At 61.1% G+C, this 21,546-nt stretch carries 21 protein-coding genes and 1 tRNA gene; 5 read left to right on the top strand and 17 right to left on the bottom strand.

Going from position 1 to position 21,546, the window contains the following annotated elements; translation table 11 throughout:
- Positions 1-138 precede the first annotated feature (138 nt).
- Positions 139-1,908 carry a B12-binding domain-containing radical SAM protein gene (locus RLEG4DRAFT_RS18485; protein WP_003578914.1) on the top strand — a complete coding sequence of 590 codons (1,770 nt, stop codon included), beginning with the start codon at positions 139-141 and terminating at the stop codon, positions 1,906-1,908.
- A 78-nt stretch (positions 1,909-1,986) separates the two neighbouring features.
- On the opposite strand, the gene RLEG4DRAFT_RS18480 is transcribed toward RLEG4DRAFT_RS18485, so the two are convergent.
- From RLEG4DRAFT_RS18480 to RLEG4DRAFT_RS18460, 5 genes are all read right to left on the bottom strand, one after another.
- Positions 1,987-2,409 carry a nuclear transport factor 2 family protein gene (locus RLEG4DRAFT_RS18480; protein WP_037094673.1) on the bottom strand — a complete coding sequence of 141 codons (423 nt, stop codon included), beginning with the start codon at positions 2,407-2,409 and terminating at the stop codon, positions 1,987-1,989.
- A 228-nt stretch (positions 2,410-2,637) separates the two neighbouring features.
- A complete protein-coding gene (gene tig, locus RLEG4DRAFT_RS18475; RefSeq protein WP_003578911.1) occupies positions 2,638-4,122 on the bottom strand; it encodes a trigger factor in 1,485 nt (494 codons plus the stop codon).
- 178 nt (positions 4,123-4,300) lie between these two features.
- Positions 4,301-4,385, bottom strand: a tRNA-Leu gene (locus RLEG4DRAFT_RS18470).
- A 151-nt stretch (positions 4,386-4,536) separates the two neighbouring features.
- Positions 4,537-5,127 (bottom strand): GDYXXLXY domain-containing protein, encoded by a 591-nt coding sequence (locus tag RLEG4DRAFT_RS18465; RefSeq protein ID WP_003578909.1) that lies wholly within the window; start codon positions 5,125-5,127, stop codon positions 4,537-4,539.
- On the bottom strand, positions 5,124-6,227 hold the full coding sequence (locus tag RLEG4DRAFT_RS18460; RefSeq protein WP_003578908.1) for a DUF2157 domain-containing protein: 1,104 nt from the start codon (positions 6,225-6,227) through the stop codon (positions 5,124-5,126). The genes RLEG4DRAFT_RS18465 and RLEG4DRAFT_RS18460 overlap by 4 nt, the downstream gene beginning before the upstream one ends.
- A gap of 870 nt (positions 6,228-7,097) precedes the next feature.
- Here RLEG4DRAFT_RS18460 and RLEG4DRAFT_RS38955 point away from each other — a divergent pair.
- The 3 genes from RLEG4DRAFT_RS38955 to trmFO all read left to right on the top strand — a co-directional run bounded on the left by RLEG4DRAFT_RS38955 (position 7,098) and on the right by trmFO (position 9,229).
- Positions 7,098-7,244, top strand: coding sequence for a DUF1127 domain-containing protein (locus RLEG4DRAFT_RS38955; RefSeq protein WP_003578906.1), 147 nt, complete (start codon positions 7,098-7,100; stop codon positions 7,242-7,244).
- 300 nt (positions 7,245-7,544) lie between these two features.
- The gene (locus RLEG4DRAFT_RS38950; protein ID WP_003539017.1) at positions 7,545-7,688 is read left to right on the top strand and encodes a DUF1127 domain-containing protein; all 144 of its coding nucleotides are present in this window, start codon (positions 7,545-7,547) and stop codon (positions 7,686-7,688) included.
- A 107-nt stretch (positions 7,689-7,795) separates the two neighbouring features.
- Complete coding sequence (trmFO, locus tag RLEG4DRAFT_RS18455) at positions 7,796-9,229, top strand: methylenetetrahydrofolate--tRNA-(uracil(54)-C(5))-methyltransferase (FADH(2)-oxidizing) TrmFO (RefSeq protein WP_003578904.1); 1,434 nt, start codon at positions 7,796-7,798, stop codon at positions 9,227-9,229.
- Between the two features lie 65 nt (positions 9,230-9,294).
- On the opposite strand, the gene RLEG4DRAFT_RS18450 is transcribed toward trmFO, so the two are convergent.
- The 5 genes from RLEG4DRAFT_RS18450 to yajC form a co-directional block, all read right to left on the bottom strand.
- Positions 9,295-9,762: a hypothetical protein gene (locus tag RLEG4DRAFT_RS18450; protein ID WP_003578902.1), complete on the bottom strand. Its 468-nt coding sequence runs from the start codon at positions 9,760-9,762 to the stop codon at positions 9,295-9,297.
- Positions 9,763-9,834: 72 nt separating this feature from the next.
- Complete coding sequence (locus tag RLEG4DRAFT_RS18445) at positions 9,835-10,692, bottom strand: phytoene/squalene synthase family protein (RefSeq protein WP_003578899.1); 858 nt, start codon at positions 10,690-10,692, stop codon at positions 9,835-9,837.
- A 2-nt stretch (positions 10,693-10,694) separates the two neighbouring features.
- On the bottom strand, positions 10,695-11,081 hold the full coding sequence (locus RLEG4DRAFT_RS18440; protein ID WP_003578897.1) for an Mth938-like domain-containing protein: 387 nt from the start codon (positions 11,079-11,081) through the stop codon (positions 10,695-10,697).
- 4 nt (positions 11,082-11,085) lie between these two features.
- Positions 11,086-13,626 carry a protein translocase subunit SecDF gene (gene secDF, locus RLEG4DRAFT_RS18435; protein ID WP_003578896.1) on the bottom strand — a complete coding sequence of 847 codons (2,541 nt, stop codon included), beginning with the start codon at positions 13,624-13,626 and terminating at the stop codon, positions 11,086-11,088.
- A gap of 45 nt (positions 13,627-13,671) precedes the next feature.
- Complete coding sequence (gene yajC, locus RLEG4DRAFT_RS18430) at positions 13,672-14,019, bottom strand: preprotein translocase subunit YajC (protein WP_003573534.1); 348 nt, start codon at positions 14,017-14,019, stop codon at positions 13,672-13,674.
- A gap of 179 nt (positions 14,020-14,198) precedes the next feature.
- Here yajC and RLEG4DRAFT_RS18425 point away from each other — a divergent pair, with 179 nt between their 5' ends.
- The gene (locus RLEG4DRAFT_RS18425) at positions 14,199-15,071 is read left to right on the top strand and encodes an ATP-binding protein (protein WP_003578893.1); all 873 of its coding nucleotides are present in this window, start codon (positions 14,199-14,201) and stop codon (positions 15,069-15,071) included.
- Positions 15,072-15,237: 166 nt separating this feature from the next.
- Here RLEG4DRAFT_RS18425 and RLEG4DRAFT_RS18420 read toward each other — a convergent pair whose 3' ends face one another.
- The 7 genes from RLEG4DRAFT_RS18420 to RLEG4DRAFT_RS18390 form a co-directional block, all read right to left on the bottom strand.
- On the bottom strand, positions 15,238-16,830 hold the full coding sequence (locus tag RLEG4DRAFT_RS18420; RefSeq protein ID WP_003578892.1) for a peptidoglycan DD-metalloendopeptidase family protein: 1,593 nt from the start codon (positions 16,828-16,830) through the stop codon (positions 15,238-15,240).
- A gap of 139 nt (positions 16,831-16,969) precedes the next feature.
- Positions 16,970-17,623, bottom strand: coding sequence for a protein-L-isoaspartate(D-aspartate) O-methyltransferase (locus RLEG4DRAFT_RS18415; protein WP_003578890.1), 654 nt, complete (start codon positions 17,621-17,623; stop codon positions 16,970-16,972).
- The gene (gene surE / locus RLEG4DRAFT_RS18410; RefSeq protein ID WP_003578888.1) at positions 17,620-18,393 is read right to left on the bottom strand and encodes a 5'/3'-nucleotidase SurE; all 774 of its coding nucleotides are present in this window, start codon (positions 18,391-18,393) and stop codon (positions 17,620-17,622) included. Before surE ends, RLEG4DRAFT_RS18415 begins: the two co-directional genes overlap by 4 nt.
- 4 nt (positions 18,394-18,397) lie before the next feature.
- A complete protein-coding gene (gene serS / locus RLEG4DRAFT_RS18405; protein WP_003578887.1) occupies positions 18,398-19,681 on the bottom strand; it encodes a serine--tRNA ligase in 1,284 nt (427 codons plus the stop codon).
- A gap of 99 nt (positions 19,682-19,780) precedes the next feature.
- The gene (gene tatC, locus RLEG4DRAFT_RS18400; RefSeq protein ID WP_003573547.1) at positions 19,781-20,608 is read right to left on the bottom strand and encodes a twin-arginine translocase subunit TatC; all 828 of its coding nucleotides are present in this window, start codon (positions 20,606-20,608) and stop codon (positions 19,781-19,783) included.
- The gene (tatB, locus tag RLEG4DRAFT_RS18395; RefSeq protein WP_003578886.1) at positions 20,605-21,216 is read right to left on the bottom strand and encodes a Sec-independent protein translocase protein TatB; all 612 of its coding nucleotides are present in this window, start codon (positions 21,214-21,216) and stop codon (positions 20,605-20,607) included. The genes tatC and tatB overlap by 4 nt, the downstream gene beginning before the upstream one ends.
- A gap of 51 nt (positions 21,217-21,267) precedes the next feature.
- Positions 21,268-21,459 (bottom strand): twin-arginine translocase TatA/TatE family subunit, encoded by a 192-nt coding sequence (locus RLEG4DRAFT_RS18390; protein ID WP_003538990.1) that lies wholly within the window; start codon positions 21,457-21,459, stop codon positions 21,268-21,270.
- Positions 21,460-21,546 lie beyond the last annotated feature (87 nt).

Below are 21,546 nucleotides of genomic sequence, written 5' to 3'. Positions count from 1 at the left end.
GCGAAGCGATTTGCGCGCAGTGCCGGTTTTTACGCCTTAGTTTGAACCCTCATAAGTCGCATTGGTACGCCATGTATGATATGTGCCTTCAACTCCATTTTGCCTCCGGCAAAAGCTTCTGAAGAAAGATAGATCGTCTTGTCCCAAGTCTTGGAAGCTGCGCGCCGACGTTTTCAGCTGATCCTGATCAAGCCATCGCATTATGACGACGACGGTTATGTCATCCGCTGGTGGCGGGCGATGATCCCCTCCAATTCGCTCGCGGCTCTCTACGGCATCGCCGCCGAATGCGCCGAGCGCAAGGTGCTCGGCCCTGATACCGCGATCGACATCACCGTGATCGACGAGACCAATACGCGCATCGACTTCGCCGGATTGCTGGCACAATTCAAGCGCCACGACAATTTCGGCATGATCGCGCTCGTCGGCGTCCAGACCAACCAGTATCCGCGCGCCCTCGATATCGCCCGGCCCTTCCGCGATGCCGGCCTGCCGGTTTCGATCGGCGGCTTCCATGTTTCGGGCTGCCTGTCGATGCTGGATGGCAAGGCGGTCGGGCTCGACGCCTGCCGCGATATGGGCATTTCGATGTTTGCCGGCGAGGCCGAGGGCCGGCTCGAGATGGTGCTGCGCGATGCGGCGAGCGGGGAGCTGAAGCCGCTCTACAATTTTATGAACGACCTTCCGGGCATCGGCGGCACGCCGGTTCCCTTCCTGCCGAAGGACAATATCCAGCGCACGCTCGGGCTCAGCACCAGCTTCGATGCCGGACGCGGTTGTCCCTATCAGTGCTCGTTCTGCACCATCATCAACGTCCAGGGACGTAAGTCGCGCTTCCGCTCGGCCGATGACGTCGAAAAGCTGGTGCGGATGAACTGGGCGCAGGGCATCCACAAATTCTTCATCACCGACGACAATTTCGCCCGCAACAAGGATTGGGAAGCGATCTTCGACCGGCTGATCGAGCTGAAGGAGCGGGACGGCATTCCGCTCGGCCTGATGATCCAGGTCGACACGCTCTGCCACAAGATCCCCAATTTCATCGAGAAATCCCGGCGCGCGGGCGTCACCCGGGTCTTCATCGGCCTCGAAAACGTCAATCCGGACAATCTGACCGCCGCAAAGAAGAACCAGAACAAGATCACCGAATATCGCAAGATGCTGCTGGCCTGGAAGGCGCAGGGGATCATGACGCTCGCCGGCTATATCCTGGGCTTCCCGGCCGACACGCCGGAATCGATCCGCCGCGACATCGCGATCATCCAGGAAGAGCTGCCGCTCGACGTCATCGAATTCTTCATCCTGACGCCGCTGCCCGGCTCCGAGGACCATCAGGTGCTGTGGAAGAAGGGTGTCGAGATGGACGATGATCTCAACATCTACGATGTCGAGCACGTCTGCACCGCGCATCCGAAGATGAGCAAGCAGGAGTGGGAAGACATCTACCACGAGGCCTGGGCGCTCTATTATTCGCCTGCTCATATGAAGACGCTGCTGCGCCGCGCCGTGGCGACCGGAGTCCCGCTCGCAAGGCTCGTCAAGGTTCTCGTTTCCTTTGCGACCACCGTGCCGTTGGAAAACGTGCATCCGCTGCAAAGCGGCCTGCTGCGCCTGAAGACGCCGTCGGAGCGGCGCCCGGACCTGCCGCGGGAAAATCCGCTGGTCTTCTGGCCGCGCTTTGCCTGGGAAACCTTCAGAAAACACGCTTCGCTCGCCGGCACGATCATCGGCCTGACGATCTCGGCATTCCTGATTTCAAGGGAAGCGAAGTCGAAGACCTATATGGATCAGGCCCTGACGCCAGTCGCCGATGACGAGGAAGAGACACTCAGCCTCTTCACCAAGACATCAGGCGGAACCGCAGCCGTGAGCCACGTCAGGAAAGTCGCGGAACTAACCCGCCATTGAGCCGCAATTGGCGCTGAAGCACGTCGCAGGAATCACGATTGATGCGACGCGCTTTGGCGGCTCCGACTCGGTTGCCGTTTAAGCGAATTGGATCATCCGGCTCGTCTCGGCCACTTGCAGCGTGTCGACGAATTCGACGATCTTGACCGGTTTGCCATCCTGGAAATGGATCTTGTCGACGAATTCCGTAGAGAAGCTTACGCCCGATGGGATGTGCCTGACCTCGCCTTCACGATGCGCAAAGACCATCTGCTCATCCTCGTCCACATAGATGCCGGTCGTCCTGACCTTGGATAGATCCCATGCTGCGATAAGCTGCGTTATCGTTTGGCGAAAGTCATGCCCGCTCGATTCAGTCGTCAATGGCGCCAGCCGTGCATTGCCGACCATGCGAAAGGTGCAACCCTCGCCGATCAGCGCAAGCGTACCCTCGATATCGCCACGGTCACGCACAGAATAGATTTCCTCTACCAGCGTCTTCATGTCATTCTTTGCAGCCATTTTCAGGTCCTCCACCACCCAAAGCTCTTTGGTTTTATGCATGTCGTCATCCCCGGGCGACATGCCCAGCAAATCTGCATCGGTTTATACTTTATTTCAACTATTTGTTGTTGCTGGGGAAGATAACACCATAATCAAGAGGTCGTCGAGTACCCCGTCCGGGTGACCCAAAAAAGAAAAGGCCCCGCGCGAGGGCGGGGCCTTCCAAACTTCAAAACTGAAAAGCGATTATTCGGCGCTTTCGTCAGCCGCCTTCTTCTTCGGAGCGGCCTTCTTCTTCGGAGCGGCTTCCTCGCCTTCGCCGGCGTCGGCAGCTTCGGCCTTGGCGGCAGCCTTCTTCTTCGGGGCGGCCTTCTTGGTTTCAGCCTTCGCCTCGCCTTCTTCCTCGGCGAGCAGCTCTTCCTTGGTCACCTTCTTGTCGGTGACGTCGATTTCGCTCAGCAGGTGATCGATGACCTTCTCTTCGAAGATCGGCGCGCGGATCGAAGCGGCGGCGCCCGGCTGGCTGCGGAAGAATTCGAGGATCTGCTTTTCCTGGCCCGGATACTGGCGCAGCTGATCGTAGATGGCGCGCTGCATCTCGTCTTCGCTGACTTCGACGCCGGCCTTTTCGCCGATTTCGGAGAGAACGAGGCCGAGGCGGACGCGACGCTCGGCGAGCGTCTTGTATTCCTCACGTGCCTTTTCTTCGGTCGTGTCTTCGTCCTCGAAGGTCTTGCCGGACTGGGCGAGATCGTTGTTCACCTGGCTCCAGATGCCGTTATATTCGGCGTCGACCAGCGAGTTCGGGGTCTCGAACTTGTACATCTCGTCGAGCTGGTCGAGGATCTGGCGCTTCAGCTTCTGGCGGGTCAGCGAACCGTACTGCGATTCGATCTGGCCGCGGACGATTTCCTTCAGGCGGTCGGCGGATTCGATGCCGAGCTTGGAAGCGAGTTCGTCGTTGATCTCGACAGCGGCGGGTGCTGCAACATCCTTGATGGTGACGTCGAAGGTCGCTTCCTTGCCGGCGAGGTTCTTGGCCGGATAGTCGGCCGGGAAGGTCACGGTGATGGTCTTTTCAACGCCGGCCTTGACACCGACGAGCTGGTCTTCGAAGCCAGGAATGAAGCGGCCGGAGCCGAGCACCAGTTCGGCGCCCTGGTCGGTGCCGCCTTCGAAGGCTTCGCCATCGACCTTGCCGACGTAATCCATGGTGATGCGGTCGCCGTTGGCGGCCTTGCCGGTCTTGGTCTCATAGGCGCGGGCGCTTTCGGCGACCTTCAGGACCTGCTCGTTGACTTCGTCTTCCGAGATGTCGATGACTTCGCGCGTGACCTTGATGCCCTTGACCGACTTCAGTTCGATCGGCGGCAGCACTTCATAGGAGAGCGTGAATTCGAAATCCTGCTCGGCGGCGAGGATCTTGTCGGCTTCGTCCTTGTCTTCGGTCATGGCGATTTCCGGCTGCGTGGCCGACTTTTCGCCGCGGCTGGACAGGATGGCGGCCGGCTGCTCGCGGACGATCTCGTTGACGAGCTCGGCCATGATCGACTTGCCGTAGACCTTCTTCAGGTGAGCAGCGGGTACCTTGCCCGGACGGAAGCCGTTGATGCGGACCTTGTCCTTCACATCGGCAAGACGCTCATTCATCTTGTCCTGCATGTCCTTGGCCGGGATAACGACCTTGATTTCGCGCTTCAGCCCTTCAGCGAGCGTTTCGATAACCTGCATGTCTTCCTACCTTCATGTCCTGGCGGCCGTGCCCAGACGCCGTTCGTTTCGATGAGCACGACGCCGGCAGCGTGCCGCGCGTGGCTTTTCCCAATTCCTGTCATTCCGCCCAAAAGAGGAACGGCGCTCGCTTCCGGGTATTCGGGACAACTATCTCAGTCTCCCGCTGCAAACAGCTTGGTGCGGGTAGAGAGACTTGAACTCCCACGCCTTGCGGCACCAGAACCTAAATCTGGCGTGTCTACCAATTTCACCATACCCGCGTTCACAAAACCGCATGCCTATGCCTGCGCATGAGGCCTTCCGGAGCGCGGCGTCTCTATATCACCCGATTTGGTCGAGGCAAAGGAAAAATGAACGGCAATGACAGGGATTTGCGGCCCGCAAACCGCTCTCTCCCGAAGTGCCGTCGGATCAGTAGAGCGGCTCGTCGTAAACTGGCTTGTTGTCAACGAGAAGACCGCGAATCTGCGCGCTTCCATCTGGCGAGACGCGCACGGCGATTGCGACATTGCCGCCGTTTCGGGCCTCCTCGATCGGCTTGCCCTCGCCTTCGGGAACGTAATAGCGCTCGATGCCGTATTCGACCCGGATGCTGTCGCCGGCGGCAAGTCCGCCGCTGTAGAATGGCTGGCTGCGCAGGATCACGGTCTCCGCCAGCGGCGGCAGTTCGTGAAAGGACGATTCGATCACCGTCCAGTAACCGTCTTCCTGCTTCTTCAACCGAACCCATAACGTGCGCTCGCCGGGCTCTGCCGGAATGCCGCCTGAGACCGTCTGCACCGGCACCGACGAAATGTCGTAGTTCAAGACGACATAGTCGCCGCGCAGGAAATCGCGCGGGTCGACGGGCGCCGTCTTCAACAGCACCTCGGCACCGTTGCTCAGGATCGACGCGCGGCTCTGGATGATCGAGCCGAGGATCAGGGTCTGGAGGCCGGCGACGATGATTGCCGAAAGCAGATAGCCTCTGCCGGATTGCAGCATTGCCATGAGCGAGTTCATGCGCGCTCCCCCTGTGCATTCGCCGAAAAGCGCCGTTCGAGACGGATGACGATCCAGGCGACCAGCGCGACGACGAGGCCGGAGAACAGGAAGAGGCTCGACGTGCCGAGGATCGAGCCGACGGTGACGGAAGCGAGATAAAGCATCTCGGCGGCAAAGGTCGTGTAGGCGAGATAACGCACCGCGCCGTTGTCCCTGCCATGCAGAGCGATCGCCAGCACCGAAGCGGCAAGCGTCGCCACTCCAAGCACCACCAGCCGCCAGCCGTCCTCGATCTCGATATGCAGCAGCAGGAAACCGATCGCCGCGACGAGGAAGCTGTAGAAGGCCGGAGCCGCACCGGCGCTCTTGACCAGGGAGGCAACAGACCGGTTTGGCACCGCCGTCAGGACGAAGGCCGCCATGCCGCCGATCGCGAAGGCGAGTGCCACGGCGATCTCCTCATAAAGCGTATAAAGCCAGGCGAGCCAGCCGATCAGCAGCAGATAGGCGAGATGGCGAGCCCGCTCGGCACCGGTATAGCGCACCAACCCGATGATGATCACCGCCATAACAGGCGCCATCCAGGGATCGAGCCCTATCCAATGTGTGTCGTAATTCTCGAGATAAACGGCAAAGGATGCCCAGGAGAGGAAGCCGGCGACGACGGCTACTGCGCCCGAGCGGAACAGGATCGCCGAGATCGTTGCAATGGCGAACCAGAGATACATCACCGTCTGCTCATCGCCGGAGAGATGATACATCTGCCCGACCAGCGAGATGGCGCCGCCGAAACTCATCGCGCCGATGACCAGCAAGCCGGCTGCCACCGCTGTCGCGCCGCGGGCGAGCATCAAGGCGGCGGCTATGTGCGCCGTCCAGATCAGCGCAAGGATGACGCCGACGCGAACAAGGCGCGGGATGGCCTCCCAGTTGGACGCGACGAGCAGCAGAATAGCTGATGCAAGCAGCACCGCTGCCAGCGCCATCAATACTCTGCCGAGGCTGAAACTTGCCGGGCGGCTGTCATATTCGGCAAGCAGCGCGCCTGCCGTTTCCTGCCCCAACAGGCCCTTGCCCACCCAGAGCGAGAGATCCCGCTCCAATCTGCCGCGATACATGCTCCCACCCCTTATTCCGCGGCGCTCAGTCCGGCGCCGCAGCTTCCGTCGTTATAGCCGCAGCATTGAGCTTCGCAAACGTCCTCGTGACAAATATACAAATTCCTCATTGGTCTAAGTTGGGGCGAGCATTAACCGGCTGCTAACGTCATAGGCGCTAATATAAGTGTATGTTCGGAGAGGTATGCACAAGGCGCATATCCATCATGTATTTATTGCACTGCAAAAAATCAATTAGTCATACTATTTACAGATTCATCGAAGCACGGGGATGGCGCCCCGGCCCGGCTCTGCCGGATGCCCGCGGATTGATTGTCCGTGACGAGATTCGCAGCCGCGCACTCCTCCTCCCAAGCGCGCTGCGATAAGACTGGCAACACTCCTCCTCCCAGTTGCCAGTCATCATAATGCGCCCGCCGGATCCTCCCCCGGCGGGCGTTTTATTCTGCAAAACGCAATTAAAACATGAGTGCCCTCAGAATTTCGGACGCTCGGCCCCGCCGTTCCAAACTGCCGCCAAACCGCCCCACCTAAGGCTGCGGATAAATGGGCGGCTTTCGAACCGAAGCGAAACGGCTCTTTACCGGTGAACGCATGTCGGAACCGCCGAAGGACCAGCGTTTTGGAGCACGGGCACCCGTTCGGCGCGCCAAACCAGATTGCTTTCCTCAGGATCATTCTGCCTATTCGTTGACCAAAAAGCGGCAAGACTTGATCAAAAACGCGTTGAGTATTGCATACGCCGCATAGGTGATTTGAAAACTTGGCTGTTTTCCTCTTTCGCGCCGCAACATATATTCCGGTCATCAAATAGAGGTCAGCGCCGATTAGTGGCTGCTGGCAGATCAAACCCTCGGAAAGGGGCTTAACATGAACTTCTCTCGCTCTTTCAATAACTGGCGCAAGTACCGTCAGACCGTTACCGAACTCGGCCGCATGAGCAACCGCGAATTGCACGACCTCGGCATCGATCGTTCGGACATCCATCGCGTTGCCCGTGAGGCTTCCTCCCGCTAATTCAAGGCGATCGCTGCTTCCTCCCAAGCAACTCGTCTTCGATCGAAACGCCCGCTGTACCCACAGCGGGCGTTTTCTTTGTTGCCGGGGCACTGCCGCGGCGGTTGCACGGCTTTGCCTGCTTTCGTAACCCGCTCAAAAAATATCCACCGCCTAATTGGCAAGCATTACATTGCACAATTGCATAGCAGACGCCTTTTATTTGCACTGCACAAAAGCACGGTTCTCGCCTATATAAACATCAACCGCAGAGATAGGCGATCCCGCCATCCAGCGGACATATGTTTGAGGAAAAAGACAATGAACCCGATCCGCATTGCAAGAAGCTGGCTCAGCTACCGCCGTACGCTCAACGAACTGGGCGGCCTTTCGAACCAGACCCTGTCCGATATCGGCGTCAGCCGCTACGACATCCGCAATATCGCATCCCGCTCATTCCGCTGATAGCGGGCCGCTAATAGCGGGCGCGATGCTTCCAAGACGGCGCCCTCGGGCGCCGTTTTTGATTCCGAGGTGTTGGATCGCACCTGCCGACATGATATCAGCCCGGAATGAACACGATCTCTTCCTATTCCCCCATCCATGTCGTCGGCGGCGGGCTTGCCGGCTCGGAAGCCGCCTGGCAGATCGCCAATTCCGGCGTTCCCGTTATCCTGCATGAAATGCGCGGGGTGCGCGGTACCGATGCGCACAAGACCGATGGTCTTGCCGAACTGGTCTGCTCCAATTCCTTCCGATCCGATGATGCAACCAGCAATGCCGTCGGCGTCATCCATGCCGAGATGCGCATGGCCGGCTCGCTGATCATGGCCACTGCCGATCGCCACCAGGTGCCGGCCGGCGGCGCACTCGCCGTCGATCGCGATGGCTTCTCCGAGGCGGTGACCCGGGCGATCCACGACCACCCGCTGATCACGGTGGTGCGGGAAGAGGTCACCGGCCTGCCGCCGAGAGACTGGGATCTGGCGATCGTCGCCACTGGACCGCTGACGGCGCCGTCGCTTGCCAGCGCCATCCAGGCGGAGACGGGCGAGGATTCGCTTGCCTTCTTCGACGCCATCGCGCCGATCGTCTACCGCGAGAGCATCGACATGGATATCTGCTGGTATCAGTCGCGCTACGACAAGGTCGGTCCCGACGGCACCGGCAAGGATTACATCAATTGCCCGATGGATGAAGCGCAGTACAATGCCTTCGTCGACACGCTGATTTCAGGCGACACGGTCGGTTTCAAGGAATGGGAAGGCACACCCTATTTCGACGGCTGCCTGCCGATCGAGGTGATGGCCGAACGCGGCCGCGAGACGCTGCGCCACGGACCAATGAAGCCGATGGGGCTGACGAACGCGCATAATCCGACGGTCAAGGCCTATGCCGTCGTGCAGCTGCGCCAGGATAATGCGCTCGGCACGCTCTATAATATGGTCGGCTTCCAGACGAAGCTGAAATATGGTGCGCAGGCGGAAATCTTCCGGATGATCCCGGGTCTGGAAAATGCCGAATTTGCCCGTCTCGGCGGTCTGCACCGCAACACTTACATCAACTCCCCCACCCTGCTTAACCCGTCGCTGACGCTGAAATCGCGGCCCGGCCTGCGTTTCGCAGGCCAGATCACCGGCTGCGAGGGTTATGTCGAAAGCGCCAGCGTCGGGCTGATGGCCGGCCGTTTCGCCGCCGCCGAACGCAAGGGCGAGGCGATCTGCCTGCCGCCGGCGACGACGGCGCTCGGCTCGCTGCTCGCTCATATCACCGGTGGGCACATCGTCACCGACGAAGAGCCGGGCAAACGCTCCTTCCAGCCGATGAACATCAATTTCGGTCTGTTTCCGGAGCTTCAGCCGGGTTCGATCGTCAAGCCCGAGGGCGTCAAGCGCTTCCGCGGCAAGGACAAGACGATCATGAAGCGGCAGTTGATCGCGCGCCGTGCGCTTGCAGACTGCGCCGTCTGGCTTGGGCAGAATTCAACGCTCACCGAAAACGCCTGATCGCCTCAGGCTTGGTTTCATCCATGTCATGACCCAAGACCGCTGCACAGTTTTGGGCTCATGTCCTACTGCTTGTTCGCCGCTGAGATATTGTTCGTCGGCAGGTCCTTATCCGGCTCGGCGATATAGTTGCCGAGCAGCCAGAGCGCGACTTCCGAGGACTCCTTGGCGGAGGCGAATTCGAAATCGCCGTTGTGATGAGGCGCATCGAGGAAATCGATCACCAGGCCCCTGCCCGTTTGCGAGCTGACGACGCGCACGCGGCCGGGCTCGATCAGATGGCAAGCGAAGTGGCGCGACATGTTGCGCATGAAGCCCGCCTTGTTGTCATGCAGGCGCACGAAGATGGCCTGGCCGTTCTCCGTCGCCTGCAACTGGCGGATCGCCTCGTTCGGAAAGGCGCGGCCGAACTCGATGATGGCGAGGCCAGTGTCATGCAGGCCGTCTTCCTTGTTCTGCGCGGCCATGCGCGTTGCCGCGAAGGCAAAGAAGATGACGATGGCGAAAAGGACGCACCAGACGATAATGCCCACGCCGAGTCTCCGTTCAAAAGGGTAGCGGTTCAAGCCTTGTAACGCGCGAGACTTGCGCGAGTTTGACCGGCGTCAGATTTTTCTGCAGATGGCCGAGAGCGCCATACCGAGCTGGCGGCGCCATTGCGGCGGCTGCAGAGTCCGGTCGAACAGGACGGCGCCGAGCTTCTGCGCCCTGAACAGCACCGGTTCGGCAAGCGTCGCCGGCAGGAAGGCCGGAAAGACCGTCGGCGCGATTGGCCCTGCCGCCCTCGCCTTTGCCAGATGTTCGCGACCGAGGCCGGCAAAGGCCTCGATGGCGGCGGAGATGCGCGTCCGGTCTTCGCCGGCAAGGAAGGCATCACGGTTAAGACCGGTGGCGGAAAGGATCTGCAGCGGGATATAGACCTGGCCGCGGCGACGATGCAGCGGCATCAGCTGCAACAGGCCGGCAACCGCCTGGGCCACACCGGCATGGCCGGCGGCGTCTGCCGATCGTGCGGCCTCCTCGGGCGAAAGCACGAGGCTTGCAAGCTGAATTAGGGCCGATGCCGTCTCACCAGCATAACCTTCGAGCGACAGACGCGTTTCCATCGGATCGTCATAGAGATCGAAGGTGCGGGCCTCGATCATGTCGATCAGCGTCTTGCGCGGCAGGCGGTGCGTCTCGATCGCCGTCAGAAGTGCGGCGGCGACGGGATTGGCCGCCGTCGAACCATGGGCGCTGCCTTCCAGCAGATCCCGCCAATATTGCAGCCGTACCTCGCCGGGCAACGGCTCGTGAACGAGATCACGAATGCGGGCAAGCTCGGCATTGAAGGCGTATAGGGCAGCAAGCGCGCCGCGCTTGTCCTCCGGCGACAGCAGGCAGGCAAGGTAGCGGTCGCGATCGCTATCGCGCAGCATCGCCAGGCAGATCTCCTGGTTCGTCGCAGGCTTTGCTTCAGCCATCGTCAGACCGCAATCAGTGCCGCGGCGACGGCGCGCTGCTCGGCGAGCATGATATTGAAGGTGCGTACCGCTGCGCCCGTGCTCATCGGATCGGAGGCGATGCCACGCGATTTCAGCGCCTGCTTCAATTCCTCCGGCAGGCGGCGAAGCTCGGTTCCAGTCCCGACGAGCAGAACCTCGATATCATCAGCCTCATCGAGCACACGCCGGAAATTTTCCGGCGACAGCGGTTTCGACATATCCATGTCCCAGCCGTGAATGCCGGAGGGCAGGCAAAGGATCGAGCCGCGATGCGACATGTCGGCAAAGCGGAAACCGCCATTGCCGTAAGTATCGATCGGCGCGCGCCCGGGAAAATGCGCGGCGCGGATTTCTATGCCTTTTGTCATGTTTTCAAACCACCGTGCCGGATTTTACACCAGCATCCGTCTTGTTGCTCTCTTCCCCGTCGAGGCTTGCCGGCCGCAGCCGGAAGACGATCAGAACAGGAGCGGCGATATAGATCGAAGAGAAGGTGCCGAGAGCGACGCCGAAGAGCATCGTGAAGGTGAAGGAGCGGATGACCTCCCCCCCGAAAAGATAGAGCGCGAGCAAGGCGAGCAGCGTGGTCGCCGCGGTCAGTATGGTGCGCGACAGCGTCTGGTTGATCGACGCATCGATCAGGATCGGCAGCGGCATCTTCTTGTATCGCTTCAGATTCTCGCGCATTCGGTCATAGACCACGACCGTGTCATTCAGGGAATAACCGACAACGGTGAGCACGGCGGCGACGCTCGTCAGGTTGAACTCCATGCCGGTGAGGACGAAGAGACCGAGCATGATGATGACGTCATGCAGCGTCGCGACGATGGCGCCGACCGCGAACTGCCATTCGAAGCGGATCCAGATGTAGATCAGGATCGCGGCCAGCGCTGCCAGGACGCCGAGCGTCGCCATCATCGTCAATTCACCGGAGATCGCAGGGCCGACAACCTCGACGCGGCGAAAATCATAATCCTCCTGGAGTTCGCCGCGCACCAGCGTCGCCGCAGACTGCTCGGCATTCTCGCCGCCGCCCTGGGAGGCGATACGAATGCGCGCATTCGACGGGCCGCCGGTGCGCTCGACGCTGATCTCGCCGAGATTGAGATCGTTCAGGCGTGATTGAATATCATCAATGTCGGCATTGCCCTGCTTCGCCGTCACCTCGATGAGTGAGCCGCCGGTGAAATCGATGCCGAGACGCAGGCCGGCGGTGGCAAAGGCGGCCATGGCGATCAGCGAGATGACCGCCGACGCAGTAAAGACGTAACGGCGGATCCCCATGAAACGGATATTGGCGTGTTCGAAAAGATGGGTCAGAACGCTCTTCGGCAGATGCCGGGGATGGCGTCCGTTCAGCCAGACGGCAACGATTGCGCGCGTCAGGGTGAAAGCCGTGAAGACGGTCGTCAGGATGCCGACCGCCAGCGTCACCGCGAAACCGCGGATGGCTTCGCTACCGAGGAAAAAGAGGATGATGGCGGCGATGAAGATCGTGACGTTGGCGTCGACGATCGTTGCAAAGGCGCGCTGGAAACCGCGGCCGACGGCCTCTGCAAAGGAGTGGGCCGTTCTTTCCTCTTCACGGATACGCTCGTAGATCAGAACGTTCGAGTCGACCGCCATGCCGACGATGAGCACGATGCCGGCAATGCCGGGCAAGGTGAGCGTCGCGCCGGCAAGGCTGAGTACCGCAACGATGAGGATCAGGTTGAAGACGAGCGAGACGGCGGCGATGACGCCGAGAATGCGGTAGAGCGCGATCATCAGTGCTGCGACCAGCACGACGGCGACGAGCCCGGCAACAAGCCCGCTGAAGATGGAATCCGCGCCGAATCTCGGGCTGACGCTGCGCTCCTCGACGCTCGTCAGCGTCGCCGGCAGAGCGCCGGCGCGCAGCATGGTCGCAAGGTCGCGGACGCCATCCTCGGAGAAGTTCGCCGAAATCGCGCCCTCGCCGCCGGTGATCGCCGCGTCGATTACCGGTGACGACATCACCTGGTCGTCAAAGACGATGGCAAGGTGCTTGCCGATATTCTTGCCCGTCACCTCAGCCAGCCGCCGCGTGCCTTCGGCGTCGAGGCGGTAGGCAATCGATGTATCCTGCGTCTGCGGATCGACGACCGGTTCGATATCGACCATGTTGCTGGCGTTGGCGAAAGCGGTGCGGTCGACGAGATAGGGGACCGGCGGATCGTCAAGCGAATAGAGCACCTGCGATGTGGCCGGCCAGCGGCCGTTCAGCGCCTCCTGCCCCGACATGCTTTCGTCGATCAGATGAAAGGAAAGCTTGGCCGGCTGGTTCAAGAGGTTCTTCAGCCGCTCGGCATCAACCGATCCCAGCACCTGCACGACGATCCGATCGGTGCCATCGGGGCGAACGAGGAAGTTTTCATAACCGAATCCGGCGATGCGACGGCTGACGATATCGAGCGACCGCGTTCGCGCCGCGGCGACGTCGGCGGCGATGCCGGCGTCGGAAATCTGCAGGGAGAGTTGGCCCTCTTCGCCCTGCTGCAGCGCGACGTCAGGTCCGGAACGCCCGTCGGCCGTCGTCAAGGGTTTCAGGAGATCGACCGCCTTCTGTGTCTCAGCCGGATCGGTGATCCGGACGGTGACGGTCTGGTCGTTGCCGGTCAGCCCGGTATAGCGGATGCCGGCACCGCGCAGCGCGTTGCGCACGTTGGCGACCGCCTCTTCCAGGCGGTCCTTGACGATATCGGAACGCTCGACCTTCAGAACGATATGCGAGCCGCCCTGCAGATCGAGGCCGAGCGTCACGCGGTCGTGCCGCAGCCAGCCCGGCAGAGAGGAACGCTGCGCCTCGCTCAGCAGATTGGGCGCAACGATGATGATGGCCGCAAACGCGGCCAGCCAGATCAGAAGTGTTTTCCAACGGGAAAAATGCAACATTCTCTCGACGATCTTCCGATCCGGCCGTGCAGCCGTTATCGCTTGTTACGCTGCGTCGGCCTTGACCGGTTCACCCTTGACGCGCACATCCGAAATACCGCTGCGGACGATGCGCACGCGAACGCCATCGGCGATCTCGACTTCGACTTCCTTGTCGTCGATGACCTTGGTCACTTTACCGACGAGACCGCCGCCGGTGACGACCTGATCGCCGCGACGGATCGCCTTCAGGGTTTCCTCACGCTTCTTGGCCTGTGCGCGCTGCGGACGGATCAGCAGGAAGTACCAGACGACCATCAGCGGCACGAACAGGATGATCATTTCGAAACCGGAGCCGCCGAAACCGGTTGCGGTATCGGTGGCACTCTGGGCGAATGCCGGGGTGATGAACATGCTAAACTCCTCAGGCTTTGGCGGCGGAACTCCGCCTCATTTTTCAGGTTGCCGGACTATAATTGCCGCTTCGATGAATGCAACAGAAACAGCCGGAAACAGTACCGATTCCGCTGCCTCATAACCTTTCCGCCGGCAAAACGCCATGGTACCCCGCAGCGAAACACAGGAGGCCTGCTATGACCGAGGAAATCAACACCGCCATGCTTGCCGAACTGAAGCGGCTCGCCGATGCCATCCAGCGTCTTGCCGGACCGGCGCCTGCCGTCAACGATTGGGATGCGGCTGACTGTTTCGTCTGGGCGCCGTCTCGGCAACACCTGCAGCCGGTGAAGAAGCCGAACCGGGTGGCGCTGAAGCTCATTCGCGGCGTCGATCATGTGCGCGATATCCTGCATGAGAATACGGTGCGTTTCGCCGAGGGTTATGCCGCCAACAATGTGCTGCTCTGGGGTGCACGCGGCATGGGAAAATCCTCGCTGGTCAAGGCCGTGCACGAGGATGTCAGGCGCGAAAGCGGCGTCGCGCTGAAACTGGTCGAAGTCCATCGCGAGGATATTGCGAGCCTCCCCACCCTGCTCGACTTCCTGAAGGATACGCCGTACCGCGTCATCGTCTTCTGCGACGATCTCTCCTTCGATCACGACGACACCGCTTACAAGTCGCTGAAGGCGGCACTCGACGGCGGCGTCGAAGGGCGGCCGGACAATGTGCTTTTCTATGCGACATCGAACCGGCGCCATCTGCTGCCGCGCCACATGATGGAAAACGAGCAGTCGACGGCGATCAATCCGTCGGAGGCCGTCGAGGAGAAGGTTTCGCTTTCCGACCGTTTCGGCCTCTGGCTCGGCTTCCACAAATGCAGCCAGGAGGATTATCTCGGCATGATCGATGGCTATGCCGATCACTTCAAGCTCGCTCTCGCACGCGACAAGATGCATGCCGAGGCGCTGGAATGGGCAACGACGCGCGGCGCGCGGTCCGGCCGCGTCGCCTGGCAGTATATTCAGGATCTGGCCGGCCGCATGCGCGTCCATATCGACCGAGGCTAAAGCGCGCATGTCGTTGCCGCAAAAACCGCGGCACACTTTTGCGCGACATGCTTTAGTTTTTGCGCATGTCGTTGCCGCAAAACCGCTACACACTTTTGCGCGACATGCTTTAAATGACAAAAGCCCGGCGGGTGGCCGGGCTTTTGCGCTTCCTGGGACGCTATACCTATTCCAGGAAAGTCATCGGGTTGACCGGGGATGCGTCCTTGCGCACCTCGAAATGGACCTGCGGCTGCTTGACGTCGCCGCTCATGCCGGAGACGGCGACCGTCTGGCCACGCTGGATCTTCTGACCGCGGGCGACGCTCAGCGTATCGGCATTGCCGTAGACGGTGACGGTGCCGTCGTCGTGACGGACGAGAACCGTGTTGCCGAGTTCCTTCAGGCCGTTGCCGGCATAGATGACGACGCCGTTTTCAGCGGCCTTGATCGGGGTTCCCTGCGGTACCGAGATGTCGATGCCGTCATTGCGGTTGCCGTTGACGTTGGCGCCGTATGAAGCAATGACCTGACCGCGGACCGGCCAGCGATACTTGCCGATGCCGGTCGATTCCGGTGCAGCCGAGCTGACGTCAGACTTCTTCTCGACATCGTCGACCGTCTGGGTGGCGGCCGGCGCCTTGTAGGGTGCTGGCTCGACGGCGGCCGTCTGCTGGGCGGGCGCCGTCTGAGCCGGCTTCGGATCGACCTTCGCGGCCGGGATCGAGGCCGTCTTGATGTTGTCGGCAGTGCCGTTCGGGATCTTCAGCGCCTGACCGATCTTGACGGAGCTCGCCGACAGATTGTTGGCGGCCTTGAGATCGTCGATATTGGTGCCGGTCGCCTTGGCGATCTTTGCCAGCGAATCGCCTTGCTTGACGACATAGGCGCCGGCAGGCGCTTTCGGATCCTTGCCGGAGCCGGCCGGAAGCTTGCCGGTGGCATCGGCGCTCGCCATGGTCTTGTCGCGGGCGGAATTGGCGCCGGGAACGACGGCGACGTTCTGCTCAGGCGCCTTTGCCGGTTCCGGCATCTTGCCGGGCTTGGAGAGATCGGCCGCCTGCGATGCCGCCTTGGCGGCATTGCCGCCGTTGAAAGTCGGGATCAGGATCGCCTGGCCGGGCTGGGCCGCAGATGCGGTCTTCAGGCTGTTGACGCGCAGGATTTCCTTTTCCGGGACGCCGAAGCGCCTGGACAGCGTGGCGATGCTTTCACCGGGACGCAGGGTTACGGAAGGCGCATTGGTCCCGGACCAGCCGGAGACCTTCGGCGTCGTGCCCGTTGTCAGAGGATCGGGCGTCAGCTTCGGCGCGGCCGGCGCCACCAAACGGGGCTTTTCAGTCTGAGGCGCTGAAGGGAAAGGCTGGGCGAGCGCGACTTCCTTTTCCCGCTGCCGGGCCGGCGCAACGGCCGTCGGAGCTGCAAGCTCCGAACGCTGCACCGCAACCGGCGCGGAGGCCATACGGGCGCTCGACGTGCGGACCGGATCATAACTCGGGTTCGACGGATAAGGCTGGCTCAGTGCGCCATTGCCGCCACCATAGCCCGACTGGCTTGCAACGGCGGAGCCGCCGAGGTCAGCGCGTGGCACCGGATCACCCTGGGCGCCGCCCCTGCGCGGAATGGAACTTGTGGTGATCTGATCCTGCCCTGAGGAGGAAAACAAGCCGCCAAACCGTGTCACATCGGAACTGCAGCCTGTTGCGGCACTTGCCAGCAGACCCACAACCAGAAGATTACCGGCTGACTTCCCGAACTTCGGCGAAAGACTGAAACGCATTGACTCGACCCACTGAGAACGCAACCATTTGTGAGTCTATTAAAACGCGTTAGTATTACCACGCAGTTAAGATGCTGGAATCAGTGCGATATTTTTGAGAAGTTGATAACCATAGCTTACGGGTGAAAAATCGCAGTCGCTACAGCAGCGAGGCAAGGCGCGGAACGATTGGCAGATAAGGGGCTTCGAACAGTTCCTCGCGCTCGAACCGGCTGCCGGTTTTCGTCAGCCGCACCATGCGGCATTCGTTCTCCGAGATCATCAGCGGCGCGATCATCGAACCGCCGGAAACAAGCTGATCGGTATAAAAGCGCGGCATCGCATTGAAGGCGGCCGTCACCAGGATGCGGTCGAAGGTGCCCTCTCCCTGCATGCCGGCACTGCCGTCGGCGTGGCGGATGATGACGTTGCGCAGACTAAGCGATTCCATGCGCCGCTGCGCAGCCGATGTCAGCGTCTTGTAACGGTCGATGGATAGAACACGCTCGGCCATGCGCCCCATGACGGCGGCGGTAAAGCCGCTGCCGGTGCCGATTTCCAGGACGCGCTGTCCTGGCTTGAGCTTCAGGTGATGCAGGATGCGGACGACAAAATCGATGCCTTCGAGGAAGGAGCCGCATTCGATCGGGATCGTCCGGCTCGAATAAGCGTCATCGGAAAATTGCGGCGGCACGAAAAGCGAGCGCTGCGTCTGCTCGACCGCCGTCAGCAGGTCAAGGTCGGAGATGCCTTCGGCGCGCAATCGGAGGACGAGCGCCGCAAAGCCCTCTTTCTCGGCCAGTCTTGCCGTCAAACCTGTGCTCCGTATCCCAGGGCCCGCGCCACGCGGTCCGTCACGGAATAATCGGTCAGATCCAGTTTCAAAGGCGTTACCGAAATCTTGTTATGCTTCAGTGCGTGAATATCGGTGCCTTCGATGAAGGCGCCGGCACGTTCGCCGAACTTCAGCCAGTAATAGGGAAAGCCCCGGCCATCGGAGCGGGCATCGACCTGCAGGTTGAACGCGAGCTTGCCCTGCATGGTCACCTCGGCGCCATCGACCTCGCCCGGACGGCAGTTCGGGAAGTTGAGATTGAGGAACGTGCCCTCCGGCAGGTCCAGAACCATCAGCTTTTCCAGAAGCGCCGGCGCATGCGCCTCGCAAACCTCCCATGGCACGATGCGCGCACCGTCCTCATAGAGGTAGGCCTGGCTCAGCGCGAAGGAACGCACGCCCTGCATGGTGCCTTCGATGGCGCCGGCGATGGTGCCGGAATAGGTCACGTCGTCTGCGACGTTGGAGCCTGAATTGACGCCCGACAGCACGAGATCGGGCTTGATGTCCATCACCTGCCTGATGCCCATGATGACGCAATCGGTCGGCGTGCCGCGCAGCGCGAAATGTTTGTCGGAAATCTTGCGCAGCCGCAAAGGTTCGGACAGGCTCAGCGAATGAGCGAGGCCGCTCTGGTCGGTCTCCGGCGCCACGATCCAGACATCGTCGGACAGCGTGCGCGCGATCCGCTCCAATGCGGCAAGACCTTCGGCGTGAATGCCGTCGTCATTCGTAAGCAGGATGCGCATCGCCTCAGGCCGCCCGTTCGATTTTGGTCAATCCGCCCATATAAGGCAGCAAAACGTCCGGAATCGTGACGGACCCATCGTCGTTCAGATAATTTTCGAGGACGGCGATCAGGCAGCGGCCGACGGCGGTGCCGGACCCGTTCAGCGTGTGGACGAACTTGTTGCTCTTGTCGTCCTTGCCGCGGTAGCGCGCATTCATCCGCCGGCCCTGGAAATCGCCGCAGACCGAGCACGAGGAGATTTCGCGGAAGGCGTTCTGTCCCGGCAGCCAGACTTCAAGGTCATAGGTCTTGCGCGAGCCGAAGCCCATGTCGCCGGTGCAAAGCGTCATCGTGCGGAAATGCAGGCCGAGGCGCTTCAGCACTTCTTCGGCACAGGCCGTCATGCGCTCGTGCTCGGCGATGGCGCTCTCGGCGTCGGTGATCGAAACCAGCTCACATTTCCAGAACTGATGCTGGCGCAGCATGCCGCGGGTGTCGCGGCCGGCCGAGCCCGCTTCCGAGCGGAAGGAAGGCGTCAGGGCGGTGAAGCGGAGCGGCAGCTTTTCCTGATCGAGGATTTCCTCGCGCACCAGATTGGTCAGCGTCACCTCGGCGGTCGGAATGAGGTAGCGGCCATCCGTCGTCTTGAAGAGATCCTCTTCGAACTTCGGCAGGTTGCCGGTGCCGAACAGCGCCTCATTGCGAACCATCAGCGGCGAGCTGACTTCGGTATAGCCGTGCTCGCGGGTGTGGAGATCGATCATGAACTGGCCGAGCGCGCGCTCGAGCCTGGCGAGTGGCCCGGTCAGCACCGTGAAACGCGAACCCGAGAGCTTGGCGGCGCGCTCGAAATCCATATAGCCGAGCGCCTCACCGATTTCGAAGTGCTCCTTCGGCGCGTGATTCCAGCGCGGCTTTTCGCCGATGGTGCGGGTGACGACATTGTCATGCTCGTCCTTGCCGACCGGGACGTCGTCGAAAGGGATGTTGGGGATGCGCGAGAGCGCGTCGTTGAGTTCGGCCGTCAGCTGACGGTCCTCTTCCTCGACCGCCGGCAGCAGCGTCTTCAGTTCGGCGACCTCGGCCTTCAGCTTCTCGGCGAGTTCGCCGTTCTTCTGGGCCATCGCCGCGCCGATCTCCTTGGAAGCTAGGTTGCGGCGGGACAGCAAGTCCTGCGCCTTCTGCACGGCGGAGCGGCGCTTTTCATCGAGGGCAACGAGGCTTTGGGCCAGAGGCTCCGCACCGCGCTTGGCGAGGGCGGCATCGAGCGCTTCGGGATTCTCACGGATCCATTTGATATCGAGCATCGTCGTTCCAGGTCGTTGCAACAGAAGTGACCCGGCCAAAGCCTGACTGGGCTTCGACCGGATGAGACGGCGTTCATGAAAGGATTTCCGGATTGCCGCTCAGACGCTGTCCGTCTTGGCAACGTCCGCGGATTCGGTGTCCTTTTCGACCGCCTGCCGGGCACGCTGGCGCTCCACGAGTCGCGCCGCATGGATGGAAATCTCGTAGAGAAGGATCGTCGGTATCGCAAGGCCGATCTGGGACATCGGATCCGGCGGCGTCAACACGGCGGCGACGATGAAGGCAAGCACGATGGCGAACTTGCGTTTTTCGGCGAGCCATTGCGATGTCAGCAGTCCGACACGGGCAAGCAGCGTCGTGATGACGGGCAGCTGGAAGACCAGGCCGAAGGAGAAGACCAGCGTCATGATCAGGCTCAGATATTCCGAAACCTTCGGCATCAGCGAGATCGCCACCTCGTCATGACCCGGCGCCTGCTGCATCGACAGGAAGAACCACATGACCATCGGCGTGAAGAAGAAATAGACGAGTGCGGCGCCCATCAGGAATAAGACCGGCGAGGCGATCAGGAACGGCAGGAAGGCCTGGCGCTCATTCTTGTAGAGGCCTGGAGCGACGAACTTGTAGACTTGGGCGGCAATGATCGGAAAGGCGACCACGAGGCCGCCGAACATCGCCACCTTGACCTGCGTGAAGAAGAATTCCTGCGGCGCGGTATAGATCAGCTGGGCCTTCTCGACGTCGAGATGTGCCCACTCCACGGCCGTCTTGTAGGGAATGACCAGATAGTTGAAGAGATGCTTGGCAAAAAAGAAGCATGCGATGAAGGCGACGAAAAACGCGCCGATCGACCAGATCAGCCGCGTGCGCAGCTCCATCAGGTGCTCGATCAACGGCTGCGGCTTGTCTTCGATATCACCGCTCATGCCTCGTCCTTCTTCGTCTGCACCGATGTCTTCGGCGCTGCGGGCTTCCTGGCTGCCGTTGTCTGTTTGGGCTTTTCGACAGGCACGGCGATGGCGGCCGCAGCATCGACCGTGCCGGCAGCCTTGACGCGCGGCTTGCGTGCGACCTTCGGCTTGGCGGCAACCGCATCGGTCTGGACGGCTGCTGCTGCAACAGGTTCAGGCTGCGCAGGCGCCGGCACCAACGGCGGCGTCTCCGGCAGGCTCATCGACGGTGTCGGGGCGGAAACCACAGCCGGCGGCACCTCGGTCTTGTTTTCCGGGACTGCGGCCGCCTTCTGCAGGTCGGCCTTGATCTCGTTGCCCATCTGGCGAAGCGGGTTCATCGCCTCGCGCAGGCTGTTGACCGGATTGAGCTTCTGGGCGTCACTGAGCGTCTGACGGACATCGTCAAGCTCGGCCTCGCGCAACGCTTCGTCGAACTGCGCACGGAATTCACCCGCCACTTTGCGGGCGCGCTGCGTCATCTTGCCGAAAGCGCGCAGCATCGGCGGCAAATCCTTGGGACCGACGACCACGATCAGGACGACCGCGATGACCAAAAGCTCGGTCCAGCCAATATCGAACATGCAAGGCTCCTGGACGGGAAGCGCGGGGGCGGCGCTTTTTCCCGCACTTGGTTACTTCGTTTCGTCGGCCTTGTGATCGACGGTCTTCGCCGTATCCGGCGCGTCTTCGTCCGTCATGCCCTTCTTGAAGCTTTTGATGCCCTTGGCGACATCGCCCATCAGTTCCGGGATCTTGCCGCGACCGAACAACAACAGCACGATGACCAGAACGATCAGCCAGTGCCACATGCTAAAAGAACCCATTACCCTAACTCCCTGTTTCGATGTTCCCTCGATGTAAGGATTTCCGACACCGTTTCCAACATCAAGCCAATTGAACTGCGCTTAATG

This window comes from Rhizobium leguminosarum bv. trifolii WSM2297 (genome assembly GCF_000271845.1).
This window is presented reverse-complemented; position numbering and strand designations above follow the sequence as displayed.